General features: G+C 62.8%; 15 protein-coding genes. 4 read left to right on the forward strand and 11 right to left on the reverse strand.

Translation table 11 applies throughout. The features are described 5' to 3' along the window. Window positions 1-4: 4 nt before the first annotated feature. From QF118_RS00095 to QF118_RS00125, 7 genes are all read right to left on the reverse strand, one after another. Window positions 5-1,252 carry a PAS domain-containing protein gene (locus tag QF118_RS00095; RefSeq protein WP_282300603.1) on the reverse strand — a complete coding sequence of 416 codons (1,248 nt, stop codon included), beginning with the start codon at window positions 1,250-1,252 and terminating at the stop codon, window positions 5-7. 90 nt (window positions 1,253-1,342) lie between these two features. Then, window positions 1,343-2,593, reverse strand: a complete 1,251-nt coding sequence (locus QF118_RS00100) for a PAS domain-containing protein (protein ID WP_282300604.1) — start codon at window positions 2,591-2,593, stop codon at window positions 1,343-1,345. Window positions 2,594-2,705: 112 nt separating this feature from the next. Then, window positions 2,706-3,890, reverse strand: coding sequence for an ABC transporter permease (locus QF118_RS00105; protein ID WP_282300605.1), 1,185 nt, complete (start codon window positions 3,888-3,890; stop codon window positions 2,706-2,708). 4 nt (window positions 3,891-3,894) lie between these two features. Next, on the reverse strand, window positions 3,895-5,529 hold the full coding sequence (locus QF118_RS00110; RefSeq protein WP_282300606.1) for an ABC transporter permease: 1,635 nt from the start codon (window positions 5,527-5,529) through the stop codon (window positions 3,895-3,897). 3 nt (window positions 5,530-5,532) lie between these two features. Then, window positions 5,533-5,820: a DUF1330 domain-containing protein gene (locus tag QF118_RS00115; RefSeq protein WP_282300607.1), complete on the reverse strand. Its 288-nt coding sequence runs from the start codon at window positions 5,818-5,820 to the stop codon at window positions 5,533-5,535. 93 nt (window positions 5,821-5,913) lie between these two features. Continuing rightward, window positions 5,914-7,029, reverse strand: coding sequence for an extracellular solute-binding protein (locus QF118_RS00120; protein ID WP_282300608.1), 1,116 nt, complete (start codon window positions 7,027-7,029; stop codon window positions 5,914-5,916). A 121-nt stretch (window positions 7,030-7,150) separates the two neighbouring features. Continuing rightward, a complete protein-coding gene (locus QF118_RS00125; protein WP_282300609.1) occupies window positions 7,151-8,254 on the reverse strand; it encodes an ABC transporter ATP-binding protein in 1,104 nt (367 codons plus the stop codon). A gap of 377 nt (window positions 8,255-8,631) precedes the next feature. On the opposite strand from QF118_RS00125, the gene QF118_RS00130 reads away from it, so the two are divergent. From QF118_RS00130 to QF118_RS00140, 3 genes are read left to right on the forward strand one after another with little or no spacing between them, the layout of a single operon-like run. After that, window positions 8,632-9,828 (forward strand): M24 family metallopeptidase, encoded by a 1,197-nt coding sequence (locus QF118_RS00130; protein WP_282300610.1) that lies wholly within the window; start codon window positions 8,632-8,634, stop codon window positions 9,826-9,828. After that, window positions 9,825-10,985 (forward strand): acetylornithine deacetylase, encoded by a 1,161-nt coding sequence (gene argE, locus QF118_RS00135; protein WP_282300611.1) that lies wholly within the window; start codon window positions 9,825-9,827, stop codon window positions 10,983-10,985. The genes QF118_RS00130 and argE overlap by 4 nt, the downstream gene beginning before the upstream one ends. Continuing rightward, entirely contained in the window at window positions 10,982-11,626 is a 645-nt protein-coding gene (locus tag QF118_RS00140; RefSeq protein ID WP_282300612.1) for a GntR family transcriptional regulator, read from the forward strand. The genes argE and QF118_RS00140 overlap by 4 nt, the downstream gene beginning before the upstream one ends. On the opposite strand, the gene QF118_RS00145 is transcribed toward QF118_RS00140, so the two are convergent. Genes QF118_RS00145 through ribA form a run of 3 tightly spaced genes read right to left on the reverse strand, consistent with a single transcriptional unit; the run spans window position 11,623 to window position 14,274 of the window. After that, window positions 11,623-12,117, reverse strand: a complete 495-nt coding sequence (locus QF118_RS00145) for a L,D-transpeptidase family protein (RefSeq protein WP_282300613.1) — start codon at window positions 12,115-12,117, stop codon at window positions 11,623-11,625. The genes QF118_RS00140 and QF118_RS00145 overlap by 4 nt on opposite strands. Window positions 12,118-12,131: 14 nt before the next feature. Continuing rightward, a complete protein-coding gene (locus QF118_RS00150) occupies window positions 12,132-13,133 on the reverse strand; it encodes an LLM class flavin-dependent oxidoreductase (RefSeq protein WP_282300614.1) in 1,002 nt (333 codons plus the stop codon). A gap of 58 nt (window positions 13,134-13,191) precedes the next feature. After that, window positions 13,192-14,274: a GTP cyclohydrolase II gene (gene ribA / locus QF118_RS00155; protein ID WP_282300616.1), complete on the reverse strand. Its 1,083-nt coding sequence runs from the start codon at window positions 14,272-14,274 to the stop codon at window positions 13,192-13,194. A gap of 145 nt (window positions 14,275-14,419) precedes the next feature. On the opposite strand from ribA, the gene QF118_RS00160 reads away from it, so the two are divergent. After that, window positions 14,420-15,106 (forward strand): response regulator transcription factor, encoded by a 687-nt coding sequence (locus QF118_RS00160; protein ID WP_282300617.1) that lies wholly within the window; start codon window positions 14,420-14,422, stop codon window positions 15,104-15,106. Between the two features lie 273 nt (window positions 15,107-15,379). Here the strand turns inward: QF118_RS00160 and QF118_RS00165 are convergent, their stop codons facing one another. After that, the gene (locus QF118_RS00165) at window positions 15,380-15,733 is read right to left on the reverse strand and encodes a YigZ family protein (RefSeq protein ID WP_282300618.1); all 354 of its coding nucleotides are present in this window, start codon (window positions 15,731-15,733) and stop codon (window positions 15,380-15,382) included. Between the last annotated feature and the right edge of the window lie 18 nt (window positions 15,734-15,751).

Consider the following 15,751-nt stretch of genomic DNA (forward strand, 5'->3'; position numbering starts at 1 on the left):
CGTTTCACAACAAGGTTCGCAACATCGCGGTGTTCGACTGGATGATCGAATTCAGCTCGACCACCCGGCCAAGCCTTTCCTCGATCTCGTTCTGGCCCGCGTCCAGTTGGTCCACCACCCCGGACAGGGCCGTATCCGAATCCGGCAGCGATGCGCTTTCGATCTTGCACATCATCCGCGTCGAACTGAGCCCGGTGACATAGCGTTTCATGTCCAGCACGCTGCGGCCAAGGCGCTTTGCCTCCTGCTCGACCTCCGCCAGCGCGCGGGCGGTTTCGCCGACATAGCTTTGCCGGTGTGCTTCGATCCGCTCTGCCTCTGCCTCGCGGTCGATGTCCTGCGGGTAAGTGTAGTCCAGGGTCTGGAACAGTTCGGCCATTTCCAGCTCGATCCCCGATACGAACCCCAGGAACTGGCTGCCAAGAATGGCGTTCCGGATGCGGGAAAAGACACAGTTGTCGCCATCCACAAAAGTACGGACCCAGGTCGACATGTCCTCCAGCATCTGACTGTAGTTGACCGAGATCGCGCTGATCGGCCCACCCGCGCTTTCAAGGCGCGAGGCGATGATGCGCATGTTCATCGGCACGGTGCGGATCGATTGGAAGGCTTCGGTCAGTTCTGTGGTTTCATGCTGCACCTGGTCGATGGCGCGGGACATTTCCAGGAACCGGGTCTGCAATGGGGTCAGGCTGCGCCCCAGTTGCTGGACGCGGGCCTGTTGTTCCTTGGCGATGGCGGTCGACTGAAAGGCGTCGTAATTCGCAAAGCCATTCTCCTTGAGCATTTCAAGCAGCAATGCCGCGCTTTTCGCCGGGGTCAGCCCCTCGGATTTTTCGCGCTCCAACAGCGTTCCGTACAAGGCGGTGACCTTGTCCAGAAAATCGCTGCTGGGCTTCAGGCGGATCGACACATACCCCCCCTCGGCCGGTGAGGCGATTGCAAAGACCCAGTAGTACCGCCCGCTTTTGGCGCGGTTCTTGACATAGGCGCCGATGGGCTTGCCCACTTTCAGCCGATCCCAGAACAGTTGAAACACGCCCTTGGGCATGTCCGGATGGCGGATGATCTTGTGCGGCGCGCCCAGCAATTGATCCCATTCAAAGCCCGCCACCCGTTGGAAAACTGAGTTCGCCGACAGGATGACACCGCGATGATCGGTGCGCGAATAGAACATCTCGGACAGGTGAAAAACCGCTTCGCTGCCCGAAGCGTTTGCGGCTGAGGCAATGCCAGGTTTCAGTTCGGTCATCTGTCGTGTCCTCGACCCATTCTTTGGTCTGAACATCGTCGCGAACTCTTAGAAATTGGTGAACGGCCCTTTGGCCGCCCCCCTGTTTTCCTAGAAAAGCGACCGCAACATGCCCGTGCTTCCCTGGATGACGGCGTTCAGCTCGACGATGCGGGCAAGGCGCGCTTCGATCTCGTTCTGGCCGGCATCCAGCTGGTCGACGATCCCGGCCAGTTCGGTCCCCGATTCCGCCAGCGATGCGCTTTCGATCTTGCACATCATGCGGGTCGAGCTGAGACCCGTGACATAGCGTTTCATGTCCAGAACGCTGCGGGCAAAGCGCCGGGCCTCGATCTCGACGTTGTGCAGCGAAGCGGCGGTTTTCTGCAGAAAATCCTTTTCCCGGGCCTCAAGGCGCGCGCGTTCGGCCGCGACGTCGATGCTGTCGGGATAAACGGCTTCGTGTTTCAGGAACTCGCTGTTCATCTCGGCCTGAATGGCGCGGGCGAAACTCAGGAACTGGCCTTCGAAAATGGCCCCGCGCATTTTCGAAAACACGCATTTGTCGCCCTGCACAAAGGTTGTCACCCAGGATGACATTTCTTCCAGCATCTGGCTGTAATTGACCGAAATCGCACTGATCGGCCCGCCCGCATTTTCAAGCCGCGAGGCGATGATGCTCATGTTCATGGGCACTGTGCGGATGGCGCGAAACGCCTCGGTCATGCCTGCGGTTTCTTCGGCCACGTCCGAAATCGCCTTGGACATGTCCAGGAAACGGGTCTGGATGGTATCCAGCGGGTGCCCCAGCTGGCGGGCGCGCATTTCGAATTCCTGCGCCATGGCCGTGGCCTGAAAGGTGCCGTAGTTTGAAAAGCCCTGCGCCCTGAACAATTCATCCAGCGCCTTGGCGCTGTCGGCGGCGTTCAGACCCTCTTCGGTTTCACGGCGCAGCAGTTCGGCATAGATGCCTTGCACCGTTTCCAGCATCGGGCTGGTCGGTTTCAGCCGGGTCGAAAGATAGCCGTTTTCCGTCGGCGACACCAAGGCAAAGACCCAGTAGTACCGCCCGTCCTTGGCCTTGTTCTTGACATAGCAACCTGTCGGCATGCCGTCCTGAAGTCGCCCCCACATCATGTGAAAGACGCCGCGCGGCATGTCTTCGTGGCGGATGATCTTGTGCGGGGCGCCGATCAGGTCGGCCCAGTCGTATCCGGCAAGGCGCTGAAAAACCGAGTTGCCGGCGGCAATGATCCCGCGTTTGTCGGTTCGCGAATAGAACATTTCACCGATCGCAAACGGCAACGCCCCCTTGGCGGTGCGCTGCGCTTCGGCCGTGAATTCTGGATTGAGTTCGGTCATATGACCCCCCGGAAACGATGTCCCCGAAAGATCGTTCAGCCGCTTTAAGAAAGGGTGAAATATCCCTCGCGAACTCGGTCGAATTCGCGAGGAATTGTCGCCATTTTCCGCTTCAGCCCGGGCTCATCCCGCGCAGCCGTTCGGACCGGCGGCGCAGCATTTCCAGCGTCGCCAGCAGCGCGATCGAAATGCCCACCAGGATCGTCGCCACCGCCAGAATCGTCGGGCTGATCTGTTCACGCAGGCCGGTAAACATCTGCCACGGAAGGGTTTGCTGGTTGGCCGAGCCGACAAAGATCACCACGACAACCTCGTCGAACGAGGTGATGAATGCGAACAGGCCGCCCGAAATCACCCCCGGCAGAATCAGTGGCATCTGCACCCGGAAAAAGGTGGTCACCGGATCCGCGCCCATGTTCGCCGCCGCCCGCGTCAACGACCGATCGAACCCGACAAGCGTCGCGGTGACGGTGATGATCACGAAAGGAATGCCAAGCGCCGCGTGGGCGAGGATCACGCCTGCCGTGGTTCCTTGCAGGCCGATGCGGCTGTAGAAGAAGTACATCCCCGCAGCGGAAATGATCAGCGGTACGATCATCGGAGAAATCAGGATTGCCATGATCGCGCGCCTGAAAGGGACGTGCTCGGACGACAGGCCAATGGCAGCGAGCGTGCCGAATCCAACGGCGAGCAGCGTCGCCAGAGGTGCGATCTTGAGCGAGTTCCAGAGTGCATGCTGCCAGTCGGCCGAGGTCAGGAAATCGCGGTAATGCTTGAGGCTGTAGCCCTCGGGATCAAAGCGCAGCATTTCCGGCGTAAAGGTGAAAAAGTCCTGTGCGTTGAATGACAAGGGCATGACCACAAGGATCGGCGTGATCAAAAAGACAAAGATCGCACCGCAGATCACGCGGAAACTGTAGTGCCACAGCACCTGGCCCGCGGTCAGGTAGGGCGGCAGGGGCACGCGGTAGCGGCCCATGCCCAACCAGTAGATGAACCAGCCAAAGACCCAGCCAAACAGCAGCCCGACCACCAGGCCGGGCAATCCGCCCAGCACGAACCCCGCGATGCCCATCAGGGCAACAAGGCCCGCGCGCACGGTTTTCTCCATGCTGTCAGGCAGGAGCGCCAGCGCGACAAAGCCGATGACCGCCAGGATGACAAACCCCAGCACGATGCCCATCAGGCTGGACCCGTTGGCCGCACCGACAAAGATCCCGGCAAAACCCCCGGCCGCGCCGATGACCGGTGCGGAAAAGCTGATGGGGCGTTTGATTGCTTGTGTTTCGACAGCCATGGCCTCAGCCCCCCAGCTTTACGTTATCGATGCCGACGATCCGGTCATAGGCCCAGTAGAGCAGCAACACGACCGCCAGAAGGATGGTCCCCAGCGCCGCCGCCAGACCCCAGTTCAGGCTGGACGAGATGTGATAGGCGATCCGGTTCGAAATGAATGTCCCCGTGGTGCCGCCGACGATCTCGGGCGTGATGTAGTAGCCGATGGACAGGATGAACACCAGGATACTGCCCGCCCCGATCCCCGGGACCGACTGCGGGAAATAGACCCGCCAGAAGGTTGTCCAGTTGGTCGCGCCCAGCGACTTGGCGGCGCGCACATAGGTCGGCGGAATGGTCGACATCACCGAATACATCGGCAGGATCATGAAGGGCAGCAGGATATGCGTCATCGCCACGATCGTGCCGAACTGGTTGTTGATCATCGTCAGGCGCGCGTCATCCGCCACCAGCCCCAGCCAGACCAGCACATCGTTGATCACGCCTTGTTGTTGCAACATCACCTTCCAAGCCGAGGTCCGCACCAGAAGAGACGTCCAGAACGGCAAAAGCACGAGGATCATCAACAGGTTGGAGGTCCGTGCCGGCAGGTTCGACAGCAGGTAGGCGATCGGATAGGCCAGCATGATGCAGCTGATGGTGATGACCATCGACATGAACATGGTGCGCTTGAACAGCAGGCCATAGATCTGCTGACGCTCGTCACGGAATTGCGGCCCGTCGGGCGATTTTTCCATGTCGATGGCGTTCAGGAAATAACCGTTGGTCAGCGTCGGGCTGTAGATCTTGATGGTCTTCCAGATGTCGGGCTCAAGCCAATCCTTGTCGATGTCTTCAAAGGCCGCCTTGATGTCCACGGTCTCGAAGTCCGGGCTGTCGACCAGCGCATCGGCGGCCTTCAGCATCTCGGCCTGCGGGCCGGAATAGCCGGACAGGTCCGCCGCGGCCAGGTCCTGGTACAGCGCGGTATGCACGGCGGACCAGGGCTCTTCGTTCAGCGGGCTCTTTTCTTCCTCTCGCTGCTGGAACAGGGCGAAAACCCTGTATTGCTCGGCGGTGCGCGGCAGGATCTCGGCCACGCCCTCGCGCAGCTTGAACCTGGGCTGGCTCTGGCCCTTTTGCCAATCGGCCTGCTTTTCCAGCCAGGCCGGATCGCCCATCAGCTGCGCCCAGGGCTCGGCCTTGTCCCAGTCCTTGTTCAAATCCTTGAACTGGTCCTGATAGACCTCTCCGATATCGTCCAGGCCGCGACCGGATTTGCGGAACAGCGAGGAAACGCCAGTCTGTTCATAGTTCAGACGCGACCCCAGCCGGGTGTGCAGCTTGGCCTCGGCGGCGACGAACAGGTCGTAATAGGCGGCCTCGAACACCGCGTCCCCGGGGATGTCGCCCGATCCCGCGTCGAAATCCTGCAGCGCCTGCGTCGTGCGCGGCAGGGTTTCGGAAACGATCTGGTTTTCGACCGACCGCCACAGCATGTCCGCGATGGGTGCGATGAAGGCGACCAGCACGAACAGCAACAGCGGCGCGATCAACATCAGCGCGCGCATCTTCTGGCGGCGCAGCGCGCGGTTCAGACTGCGTTTGAGCGGGGTGCCGTCAGCGGCAAGAACAGGGCCGGTTTTTTTTGCGTCGCTCATGGATCAGGCGCCTTCGACAAGAATGATGGTGCTGGTTGCGGTGCGGCGGCGGATCTCGGCGACTTCCTGGTAGGCAGGGTCGTTATAGGCCCGCTGGGCCGTCTCGTAATCAGGGAATTCGATGATGACATGGCGGTTCTGGGTTTCGCCCTCGGGGGTCTGGGACTGACCGCCGCGAACGATGAACTTTGCCCCATAGCTTTCAAGGATCGGCGTGTCGCGCGCGATGTACTCTTTGTAGGCCTCGGGATCGTTCACCGTGATATGGCCGATGATATAGCCTTTGGGCATGACCGCCTCCGTCCATTGGTGGGGCAAGGCGGATCGCTCCGCCCTGCCCTTTGGTGTCAGCTGCGTGGCGGGATCATCCCGCCACGGCGCCGATTACTTGGCCAGCCAGGCCTGGAACTTCGCGTCGATATCGTCGCGGTAGTCGGCCCAGAATTCATACTGGGTGACAAAGACGTTCTTGGCGTTGGCCGGATCGGTCGGCATGTGGGGCGCCATTTCGATGCCCAGCTCGGCGTGCTTGCCGACCAGCGGAGCCGAAGATGCACGCGCCGGACCGTAAGAGATGTACGCCGCCTGATCGGCCAGACGCTGGGTGTCGGTGGCGAACTTGAGGAAGTCCATCACGCGGGCCAGACGGTCTGCGGGCAGGCCTTCGGGCACGACCCAACCGTCAAAGTCCAGCATCTGCGCATCCCAAAGCATGCCGATCGGCTGGTTCTGCTCGGCGATGACCGAGAACAGACGACCGTTGTAGGTCGAACCGATCACCACTTCGCCATCGGCCAGCAGCTGCGGCGTGTCGGCGCCGGCCGACCACCAGATCACCTGGTCCTTGATGGTGTCCAGCTTGGCAAGGGCGCGGTCCTGGCCTTCTTCGGTTGCCAGAACGTCATAGATGTCTTCCTTGGCCACGCCGTCGCACAGCAGGGCCCATTCGACGTTGCCGATCGGGCGCTTGTTCAGCGCGCGCTTGCCCGGATAGGCGTCGGTATCGAAGATCGAGCAGATTTCGGTCGGCGCGGTGTCGCCAACCATGTCGGTGCGATAGCCGAAGGTGGTCGAAAAGACGATCTGCGGAATGAAGCAGTCGGACACGATCGAATCGCCAAAGTCATCCGACGCGGACGAACCATCGTCACCTGCGGCCAGCATTTCGTCGTGGTCGATTTCCATCGCCAGACCTTCGTCACACAGACGGATGCCGTCTGCCGCTTCGACGTCGACCAGATCCCAGGTGATGTTGCCCGCTTCGTTCATCGCGCGCAGCTTTGCCACCGCTTCGGCCGAGCTTTCGTCCCAAATGATCGTCACGCCGGGGTTGGCGGCCATATAAGGTTCAGCATAGGCCTTCAGCTGGCTGTTCTGATAGGCGCCGCCCCAGCTGACCAGCGTCAGGCTGTCGGCCATTGCACCGTGGCTTTCGGCGTGAGCGCCGACTGCTGCCACGGTCAGGGCCGTGCTGGCCATCAGTGTCTTCGTGAGTTTCATGTCATACTCCCTAGTAAACTACCCGTTGTGATGAGGGGGCCGGGTTCCGGGTCGAAGCTCCGACCCCTCGACTTGCCTGCGCGCCGATCATCCCCGATCAGCGCGCAGCAATATCAATGGCTCAGGTCGCGTCGAGCGCGCGGCAGTCCTCGGGCAACCAGCCAATTTCGATCTGGGTGCCGGGTTCCAGCCGCACCTGGTCCGGTGCGTTGCGTGTCTTGATCACGAAATTGTCGTTGCCCGCGACGCGCAGCCTCGTGCGGAAAATGTCACCCATGTAGATGAATTCCAGCACTTCGGCCTTGATCGTATGGGCGCCCGCCTTCAGGCGCTCCTTGTTGAACTCGACCCGTTCGGGGCGGATCGACACGCGAGTCTTTTCGCCGATCTTGCTGACGTTGATCGGCACCGCGTCGATTTCCTGACCGTCGTCCAGCCGGACCACGCAGGTTTCGCCCTTGATCTCGGTGATCACGCCTTCCAGCGTGTTATTCTCGCCGATGAACTGCGCAACAAAGGAATTGCCCGGCTTTTCGTACAGCACGTCCGGCGGATCCAGCTGCTGGATGCGCCCGTCGTCAAACACAGCGACGCGGTCCGACATAGTCAGCGCCTCGGTCTGGTCGTGCGTCACGTAAACCGTGGTGATCCCCAGGTCATGCGCCAGCTTGGTGATCTCGAACTGCATGTGTTCGCGCAGCTGTTTGTCCAGCGCGCCCAGCGGTTCGTCCATCAGCACCAGTTCGGGTTCGAACACCAGCGCGCGCGCCAGTGCGATCCGCTGCTGCTGACCGCCCGACAGTTGCGAAGGACGGCGGCCGCCAAAGGCCCCCATCTGCACCATGTCCAGCGCCCGCTTGACCTTGGCCTCGCGGTCGGACTTGCCGATCTTGCGGACCTCCAGCGGAAAGGACAGGTTTTCGGCAACCGTCATGTGCGGGAACAGCGCGTAGTTCTGGAACACCATCCCGATGCCGCGCTTGTGCGGCGGGATGTTGTTGATCGACACTCCGTCCAGCTTGATTTCGCCATGCGTGGCCGTTTCGAAACCCGCCAGCATCATCAGGCAGGTCGTCTTGCCCGACCCCGACGGCCCAAGCATGGTCAGAAATTCGCCTTTCGGCATGGAAAGGTTCAGATCCTTGACGACAAGCGTTTCGCCGTCATAGCTCTTTTGCACGCGTTCGAATGCAACGAAGGCGTCTTCGTTCCCTTGTTCGGCCAAGAGCGGCTCCCTGTTTGTGGTCTCGCGGATTGGCTCCGCTGTATTGATACCAGACTAAAGCGCGGGCGGCGTCCGGTTGCAACCGTCTAGCCCCGTCTCATACGGATATCTCGCATATTCCGGGAAATCAGGCAAAAAAAACGACCCTTTTCAGGAGATTTCCGCCCTGAAAGGCGGTCTTTCAGGCCATTCGACTTCGGCCAAAAGGGCAAAACACCCAGGGAATCGCCGGTTTCGCCCATGATTTGCGCAACGGCCCGCGATTTTTGACCAGATTCCCGGCATTTCAGACGCTTTCAGGCCGCTTGGGTCGTTTTCAGTCGGGCCCAGTTGTATACAAGTGCTTAACTGGGCTGCAGTCGATCACGGAGATCCCGATGCGCCAGCACCGTTTCAACAAGTCCATCCCCTTCAGCCAGGCAGAATATGACCGCCGTCTTGCCCTGACCCGCGCCGCCATGGACAAGGCCGGGATCGAGGTGCTGTTCGTCACCGATCCGTCCAACATGGCCTGGCTCACCGGCTATGACGGCTGGTCGTTCTACGTGCATCAGGGCGTGCTGGTCTTTCACGAAGCCGACCCGATCTGGTGGGGCCGCAACCAGGACACCAACGGCGCACTGCGCACCGTCTGGATGGGCGACGACCGGGTGTTTGGCTATGTCGACACCTATGTGCAGAACCCCGCCAAACACCCGATGCAGGACCTGGCCGGGCACCTTGCCGCCATGGGCCATGACAAGGCCCGCATCGGCACCGAGCAGGACAATTATTACTATTCCGCCAAGGCGCATCTGTCGCTGATGGCCGCCCTGCCCGGGGCCACCCTGATCGACGCCACCGCGCTTGTGAACTGGCAACGAGGCATCAAATCGGGCGAGGAAATCGCCTTTATCCGCAAGGCCGCGCGCATTTCCGAAAAGATCGTCGATGGCCTGCTGGAACGCGTCGAACCCGGCGTGCCGAAAAACGCGGTCGTCGCGGAAATCCAGCGTGATGCGATCCTTGGTGTTGATGGCGATTGGGGTGATTACGCCGCCATCGTGCCGCTGCTGCCCTCCGGCTCGGACGCCGCCGCGCCGCACCTGACATGGGATGGCCGCCCCTTCGCCAAGGGCGAGGCGACCTTTTTCGAGATCTCGGGCTGCTACCGCCGCTACCACGCGCCCTTCTCCCGCACGATCTTTCTGGGTGATCCCCCCGCAACCCTGGTCAAGGCCGAGGCCGCCCTTGTCGAAGGGCTTGAGGCCGGGCTGAAAGCCGCCCGCGCCGGCAACCGCGCCTGCGACATCGCCAATGCCCTTGCCGCCCCGCTGGAACGCGCCGGGATCGAACGCGGCGCGCGCTGCGGCTATCCCATCGGCCTGTCCTACCCGCCCGACTGGGGCGAACGCACCATCAGTTTGCGCGCCGAGGACCAGACCGTGCTGCAACCGGGCATGACCTTCCACTTCATGCCGGGGCTCTGGATGACCGATTGGGGCATGGAAATCACCGAATCCATCCTGATCACCGAAAACGGCGATGCCGAATGTTTCTGTGACCGCCCACGCAAGATGTTCGTCAAGACATGACCGACCTGCGGACAACCGAGGCGATCCTGTCCAACCTGATCGCCTTTCCGACGGTCTCGTCCGACAGCAACCTGGCCATGATCGACCACATGGCCGGGTTGCTGGACCGCCACGGCGCCCGCGTCGAGATCTTGCACGATGACACCGGCGGCAAGGCCAACCTCTGGGCCACCCTTGGCCCCGCGGGCGACGGCGGCATCGTCCTGTCCGGCCACTCCGACGTGGTGCCCGTCACCGATCAGGACTGGACGCTGGATCCCTTTGCCCTGTGCGAACGGGGTGATCTGCTTTACGGGCGCGGCACCTGCGACATGAAGGGGTTCATCGCCGCCGCGCTGGCCATGGCCCCCGCCTATGCCGAACACCCGCTGCGCCGCCCCGTGCATTTCTGCTTTACCTACGACGAAGAGGTCGGCTGCCTTGGCGCGCGGCAACTGGTGCCGCACCTGCAGGCGCGCGGCATCAAACCCGCCATGGCCATCGTGGGCGAACCTACCTCGATGCAGATCATCGAAGGCCACAAGGGCTGTTGCGAATATACCACCCGCTTTACCGGCCTCGAAGGTCACGGATCGGCCCCCGACCGCGGCGTCAACGCCGTCACCTATGCGGTGCGCTATGTCGCGCGCCTGCTGGAACTGGCAGAAGAGCTGAAAACACGCGCCCCGCGCGGATCGCGCTTTGATCCGCCCTGGACCACCGTCAACATCGGCCGCCTGTCTGGCGGCGTGGCCCACAACGTCATCCCCGGCAAGGCCGAGGTCGACTGGGAAATGCGCCCGGTCGAATGGGGTGACGCGCATTTCGTCAAGGACGCCCTGACCGATTTTGTCGAGACCGAGCTGCTGCCCGCCATGCGCGCCGTCTCGCCCCAGGCCGACATCTCGACCGAGGTGATCGGCGAAGTCGTCGGGCTGGAACCGATGCCGGACAACGCCGTGCGCGATCTTGTACACAAGTTGACCGGCGGCAATTCCTGCGATGTCGTCCCCTTTGGCACCGAGGCCGGGTTGTTCCAGGGCATGGGGATGAGTGTCGTGGTCTGCGGCCCGGGGTCCATCGCGCAGGCGCACAAGCCCGACGAATACATCGCCCGCGAACAACTGCAACAATGCCTCGACATGTTGCACGGCCTTGGAAAGACCCTGATCGCATGACCGAGGCCGCCACCCGTTTCCGCCGCCTGTACGACGCCCTGCGCAGCCGCATCTGCCTGCTGGATTACCCCCCCGGCACCCGCCTGTCCGAAGAAACGCTGGCGCAGGAGTTCGGCACATCCCGCACGCCCCTGCGCCGGGTTCTGGCTCGGCTCGAAGACGAAGGGCTGGTGGTCTCGCGCCACGGGGTCGGCACGCTGGTCACCGATGTCGACGTCACCGAAATGGCGCAGGTCTATGCCCTGCGGCTGGAACTGTCCCAACTGGTCGGCACCCTGTCGCCCGTTGCAATCACCGCTGCGCATCTGGACGAGATCGACAGCTTTGCCGCCCGCGCCGAGGCATTGAACCAAAGCCCCGATCCGCGCGATTTTGCCCGGCTCAACATGGACTACCACGCCTTTGGCCTGTCCCTGACAGACAACGCCGCCCTGCGCGACACCGCCGAAAGGCTGTATTTCCTGACCGCGCGCATCTGGCTGAAATCCATCCCCCATATGGATCTGGCGGGCGAATGCGCGATCTTTCGCGACGAGATCCTGCAAACCCGGCAGGCGCTGCGCGCCGCTGATCCGCAGGCCGCCGCCCTGATCCGCCGCAGCCATATATCCATGAGCTATCACCGGTTGCGCAGCGTCTAGCTGGCCAGCCCCTCGGGCACGATCACCCGTGTTCCCGGCGCAATCGCCTGCGCGATGCGCCGCAGATGGTCGGGCCGAAAGGCGATGCAGCCTTCGGTCGGAAACCCCGGCCGTCGCCAGCGGTGCAGGAAAATCGCGCTGCCCCGCCCCGGCTGCGCCACAGGCCAGTTCCAATCGGTCAACAGCACCAGATCGTACAGGGGATCGGCCCGACGCAGCGCTTCGTGGCTGGGCGCATAGGGTGCACGCACCATCTGGTTATAGGCCGCGTCCGCCGCATCGTCAGACCACAAATCCCCCGGCAGGATCGGCTCGGCCCAATCCGCAGGCCGCGCCATCCGGTCGGGGCGATACAGCATCCCGACGATGTGGTGACAACCCACCGGCGTCGCCCCGTCGCCTTCGCGCTTGTCGGCGGAAACACCGCCGCGTCCGATCGTGCAGGGCCAAAGCCGCCCGGCAAAGCGCAGCCCGGCCCGCGTCAGCACCATGTCCCCCGCCCCCATCATGCGGCGACCGGGGCCGCGATCCGCCCCATCACATCGGCCGCGATCTCGAAACTGCGCAGCCGCGCGGCGTGGTCGTGGATCTGCCCGGTCAGGATCACCTCGTCCGGGCGGTGGGTGTCGATCAGCGCGCGCAACTGCGTCTCGACCTGCGCGGGGTCGCCCACTGCCGTGACCCGCAGCGCCTCGTTCACCGCGACTTGCGCGGCGGGGGGCACATGGGCATCCAGATCATCCACCGGTGCGGGCAACTTGCCGGGATTTCCCCTTCTCAGCCGATAGAACCCCAGTTGCATGGTGGTGCGCAGGCGGCGCGCCTCGGCCTCGGTCTCGGCGGCAAAGACATTGATCGCCATCATCGCATGCGGCTGCGACAGGCTTTCAGAGGGGCGAAAATAGCGCCGATACACCTCGAACGCCTGCTCCAGCATCGCGGGTGCGAAGTGCGAGGCAAAGGCATAGGGCAGCCCCAGCATCGCCGCCACCTGCGCGCCGTGCAGGGATGACCCCAATATCCACAGCGGCACCCCGGTGCCTTCGCCCGGCAGCGCCCGCACCGGGCGCGCCGGATCGGGCGGCCCCATCAGCGCGCGCAACTCGGCCACCTCTTCGTGAAACCGCTCGGCCCGCGCCATCTGCACGCCAAGGGCCTGCATCACCGCCCCGTCACCGCCGGGCGCGCGCCCCAGCCCCAGATCAATCCGATCCGGATACAGCGTCGCAAGGGTGCCAAAGGCCTCGGCCACTGCCAGCGGCGCATGGTTGGGCAGCATGATGCCCCCCGCGCCCACGCGCATTCTGCGCGTCAGCCCTGCCACATGCCCCACCAGAACCGCTGTCGCCGCGCTGGCGATGCCGGGCATGTTGTGATGTTCGGCCATCCAGTAGCGGTGATAGCCCCAGCCTTCGGCATGGCGGGCCAGATCGCCGGTGTTGCGCAGCGCATCGGCCGCGTCCGAGCCTTCGGGAACCGGGGACAAATCAAGCAGGGAATAGCGCATGGGACGACTCCTTTGCCCTTACCCTATGATGGCCTTGGGCAGGCGCAAGTCGTGACCATCACAACAGGTGCCCTGATTTTTTCGCCTTGGTCGCCAGATAGGCCGCGTTCTGCGGGGTCTTGCCCACCTGCAACGGCACCCTTTCGGCGACGGTGATGCCGCAATGCTCCATCATCGCCACCTTGGCCGGGTTGTTGGTCAACAGCCGCACCGCGCCAAACCCCATCTTCGACAGGATCTGCGCGCCCAGCCGGAAATCCCGCTCGTCATCCTCGAACCCCAGCCGGTGGTTCGCCTCGACCGTATCAAACCCCTGATCCTGCAGCGAATAGGCCCGCATCTTGTTGGCAAGGCCAATCCCGCGCCCCTCCTGGTTCAGGTACAGCAGCACCCCCGCGCCCTCGGCCCCCATCTGGGCCAGCGCCGCGTTCAACTGCGGCCCGCAATCGCATTTCAACGACCCCAGAAGATCGCCGGTGAAACAGGCCGAATGCAGCCGCGCCAGCACCGGTTTGTCCCGATCCGGGCGGCCCACCTCGATGGCGTAATGTTCGTCGCTGCCGTCCTCGGGGCGGAAAATATGCAGCCGCGCGTTCTGGGCCGCGCGCAACGGCACCTTGGCCGACACGACGTGATCCAGCGCCGGCAAGGCCGTCAGGGCGGGCGCGACCGCATCGGCCCTCAGCGCCACCAACCCGTTTTCGGCCGCAAACCCCGCCGCGACCGGGACCACCAGAGCCGCCGGCAACAGCCGCGCGGATTTGCACAGCGACACCGCCAGTCGGTGCAGCGCCGCGCTGCCATCGCGGCGCGTCGCGAACGGCCCCTTCATCGGGGCGTTCAGATCGTCCGCCGGGTCGGCCAGATCACGCACCCAGTCCAACGCTGCCCCATCGGGCAGAACAACCCGCGCCACATCGCCATCATAGGCCCGCGCCTTGAGCGTTTCAGCACGCCGCCCCGTCAGCACCAGATCGACCGGCCCAAGTGCCTGCATCGACGCCAGCCGCGCCGCGCCCAGGGTCTCGGCCGGGGCGACCAGGGCCGCGCCCTCGGCCCCGATCAGCACCACCGGAACCCCCATGCGCAGATCCGCACGGGCCCGGGACAGGGTTTCATAGGTATCCGGGGCAAAGCGCATGAGGGTTCCTTGATGTAACAATGGGCCGGTTTTTCTGTAACATTTGCCTGCATCGGACACGAGGACGTGAAACCACTGCAGCAATCCTTGCCGGACTGGCAAAATGTCCACATCTGATCGGAAAGGCAAGACAAGGACAGATGACATGGCACAGCTGAAGAACATTCTTCTGGTGGACGACGACGACGATCTGCGCGAGGCCCTGGCCGAACAATTGATCATGACCGAGGATTTCGAAGTCTTCGAAGCCGAGAATGGCAGCGGCGCCATGACCCGTGCCAAGGAACAGAACTATGATCTGATCATCCTCGATGTCGGCCTGCCCGACACCGACGGGCGCGAGTTGTGCCGCCTGATGCGCAAACAGGGGGTCAAGGCACCGATCATCATGCTGACCGGGCACGACAGCGACGCCGACACCATTCTGGGCCTGGATGCCGGGGCCAATGACTATGTCACCAAACCCTTCAAGTTCCCGGTGCTTCTGGCCCGCATCCGCGCCCAGCTGCGCCAGCACGAACAATCCGAGGACGCAGTGTTCACCGTCGGGCCCTATACCTTCAAACCGGCGATGAAGATGCTGGTGACCGAGGACGACAAGAAGATCCGCCTGACCGAGAAAGAGACCAACATCCTCAAGTTCCTGTACCGCGCGACCGAAGGCGTGGTGCCGCGTGACACGCTGCTGCACGAAGTCTGGGGCTACAACGCCGGGGTCACCACCCATACGCTGGAAACCCACATCTATCGCCTGCGCCAGAAGATCGAGCCCAATCCGTCGAATGCCACGCTGCTGGTCACCGAATCCGGTGGCTATCGACTGGTGTCCTGAGGTTTTGAAACAACGCATCGCAAAAGATGCAGCCCCGCCGCAGGTTTTCTTGACCCAGATCAAAGTCGCATTGCGGACCGGCCTTTAGATCGGGGATAAGACAAGCGTTACCCGTTGCATGTGCGGGTCATCACATGCACCTCCCTGTTGGACCTGGCCCGGGCTTGTCCCGGGTCTTTTTTTGCCTTGGGCCGATCGTTTGTGGCGGCCGGGCATTTGCGAGGCTCTGCCTCGCGCTCCGGGATATTTTGGGCACAAAGAAACCCCGAGCGGTCAATCCATCAGAGCGTCGAGATAGATCCTGACGGCTTCCTGAACGTGGCGAAAGCGGTCGCCGCCCAGGTGTTTTCCGCCGTACCAGCGGGTGACCACGATGATGTGGTTGCGGATGTCCTCGCGTTCGAGCATCCGCAGGATCACCATGCCTGCGCCGCTTTCGCCATCGTCGTTCTTGAGCGGCGCATCGTCCGTCAGGCAAGCCCAGGTGTTGTGCGTGGCCTTGGCGAATTTCTTGCGCCGCTTCAGGTCCTTGAGAAAGCCTTGCGCGGCCTCGGCAGAGGTGCAGGCGCCGCCCGAAACGGCGTAGCGCGACCCGCGGTCCGACAGGATGTTTTCCAAAACAAGCATGGGGTCATGGCCTAGCCG

The organism is Tropicibacter oceani, assembly GCF_029958925.1.
GTDB classification, from domain to species: domain Bacteria; phylum Pseudomonadota; class Alphaproteobacteria; order Rhodobacterales; family Rhodobacteraceae; genus Pacificoceanicola; species Pacificoceanicola oceani.

What these genes read in the sequence shown, in the direction of transcription:
- QF118_RS00095 (WP_282300603.1), bottom strand. Translation starts at nt 1,252, where the DNA reads ATGACCGAACTGAAACCTGGCATTGCCTCAGCCGCAAACGCTTCGGGC.
- QF118_RS00100 (WP_282300604.1), bottom strand. Translation starts at nt 2,593, where the DNA reads ATGACCGAACTCAATCCAGAATTCACGGCCGAAGCGCAGCGCACCGCC.
- QF118_RS00105 (WP_282300605.1), bottom strand. Translation starts at nt 3,890, where the DNA reads ATGGCTGTCGAAACACAAGCAATCAAACGCCCCATCAGCTTTTCCGCA.
- QF118_RS00110 (WP_282300606.1), bottom strand. Translation starts at nt 5,529, where the DNA reads ATGAGCGACGCAAAAAAAACCGGCCCTGTTCTTGCCGCTGACGGCACC.
- QF118_RS00115 (WP_282300607.1), bottom strand. Translation starts at nt 5,820, where the DNA reads ATGCCCAAAGGCTATATCATCGGCCATATCACGGTGAACGATCCCGAG.
- QF118_RS00120 (WP_282300608.1), bottom strand. Translation starts at nt 7,029, where the DNA reads ATGAAACTCACGAAGACACTGATGGCCAGCACGGCCCTGACCGTGGCA.
- QF118_RS00130 (WP_282300610.1), top strand. Translation starts at nt 8,632, where the DNA reads ATGCGCCAGCACCGTTTCAACAAGTCCATCCCCTTCAGCCAGGCAGAA.
- argE (WP_282300611.1), top strand. Translation starts at nt 9,825, where the DNA reads ATGACCGACCTGCGGACAACCGAGGCGATCCTGTCCAACCTGATCGCC.
- QF118_RS00140 (WP_282300612.1), top strand. Translation starts at nt 10,982, where the DNA reads ATGACCGAGGCCGCCACCCGTTTCCGCCGCCTGTACGACGCCCTGCGC.
- QF118_RS00145 (WP_282300613.1), bottom strand. Translation starts at nt 12,117, where the DNA reads ATGGTGCTGACGCGGGCCGGGCTGCGCTTTGCCGGGCGGCTTTGGCCC.
- QF118_RS00150 (WP_282300614.1), bottom strand. Translation starts at nt 13,133, where the DNA reads ATGCGCTATTCCCTGCTTGATTTGTCCCCGGTTCCCGAAGGCTCGGAC.
- ribA (WP_282300616.1), bottom strand. Translation starts at nt 14,274, where the DNA reads ATGCGCTTTGCCCCGGATACCTATGAAACCCTGTCCCGGGCCCGTGCG.
- QF118_RS00160 (WP_282300617.1), top strand. Translation starts at nt 14,420, where the DNA reads ATGGCACAGCTGAAGAACATTCTTCTGGTGGACGACGACGACGATCTG.
- QF118_RS00165 (WP_282300618.1), bottom strand. Translation starts at nt 15,733, where the DNA reads ATGCTTGTTTTGGAAAACATCCTGTCGGACCGCGGGTCGCGCTACGCC.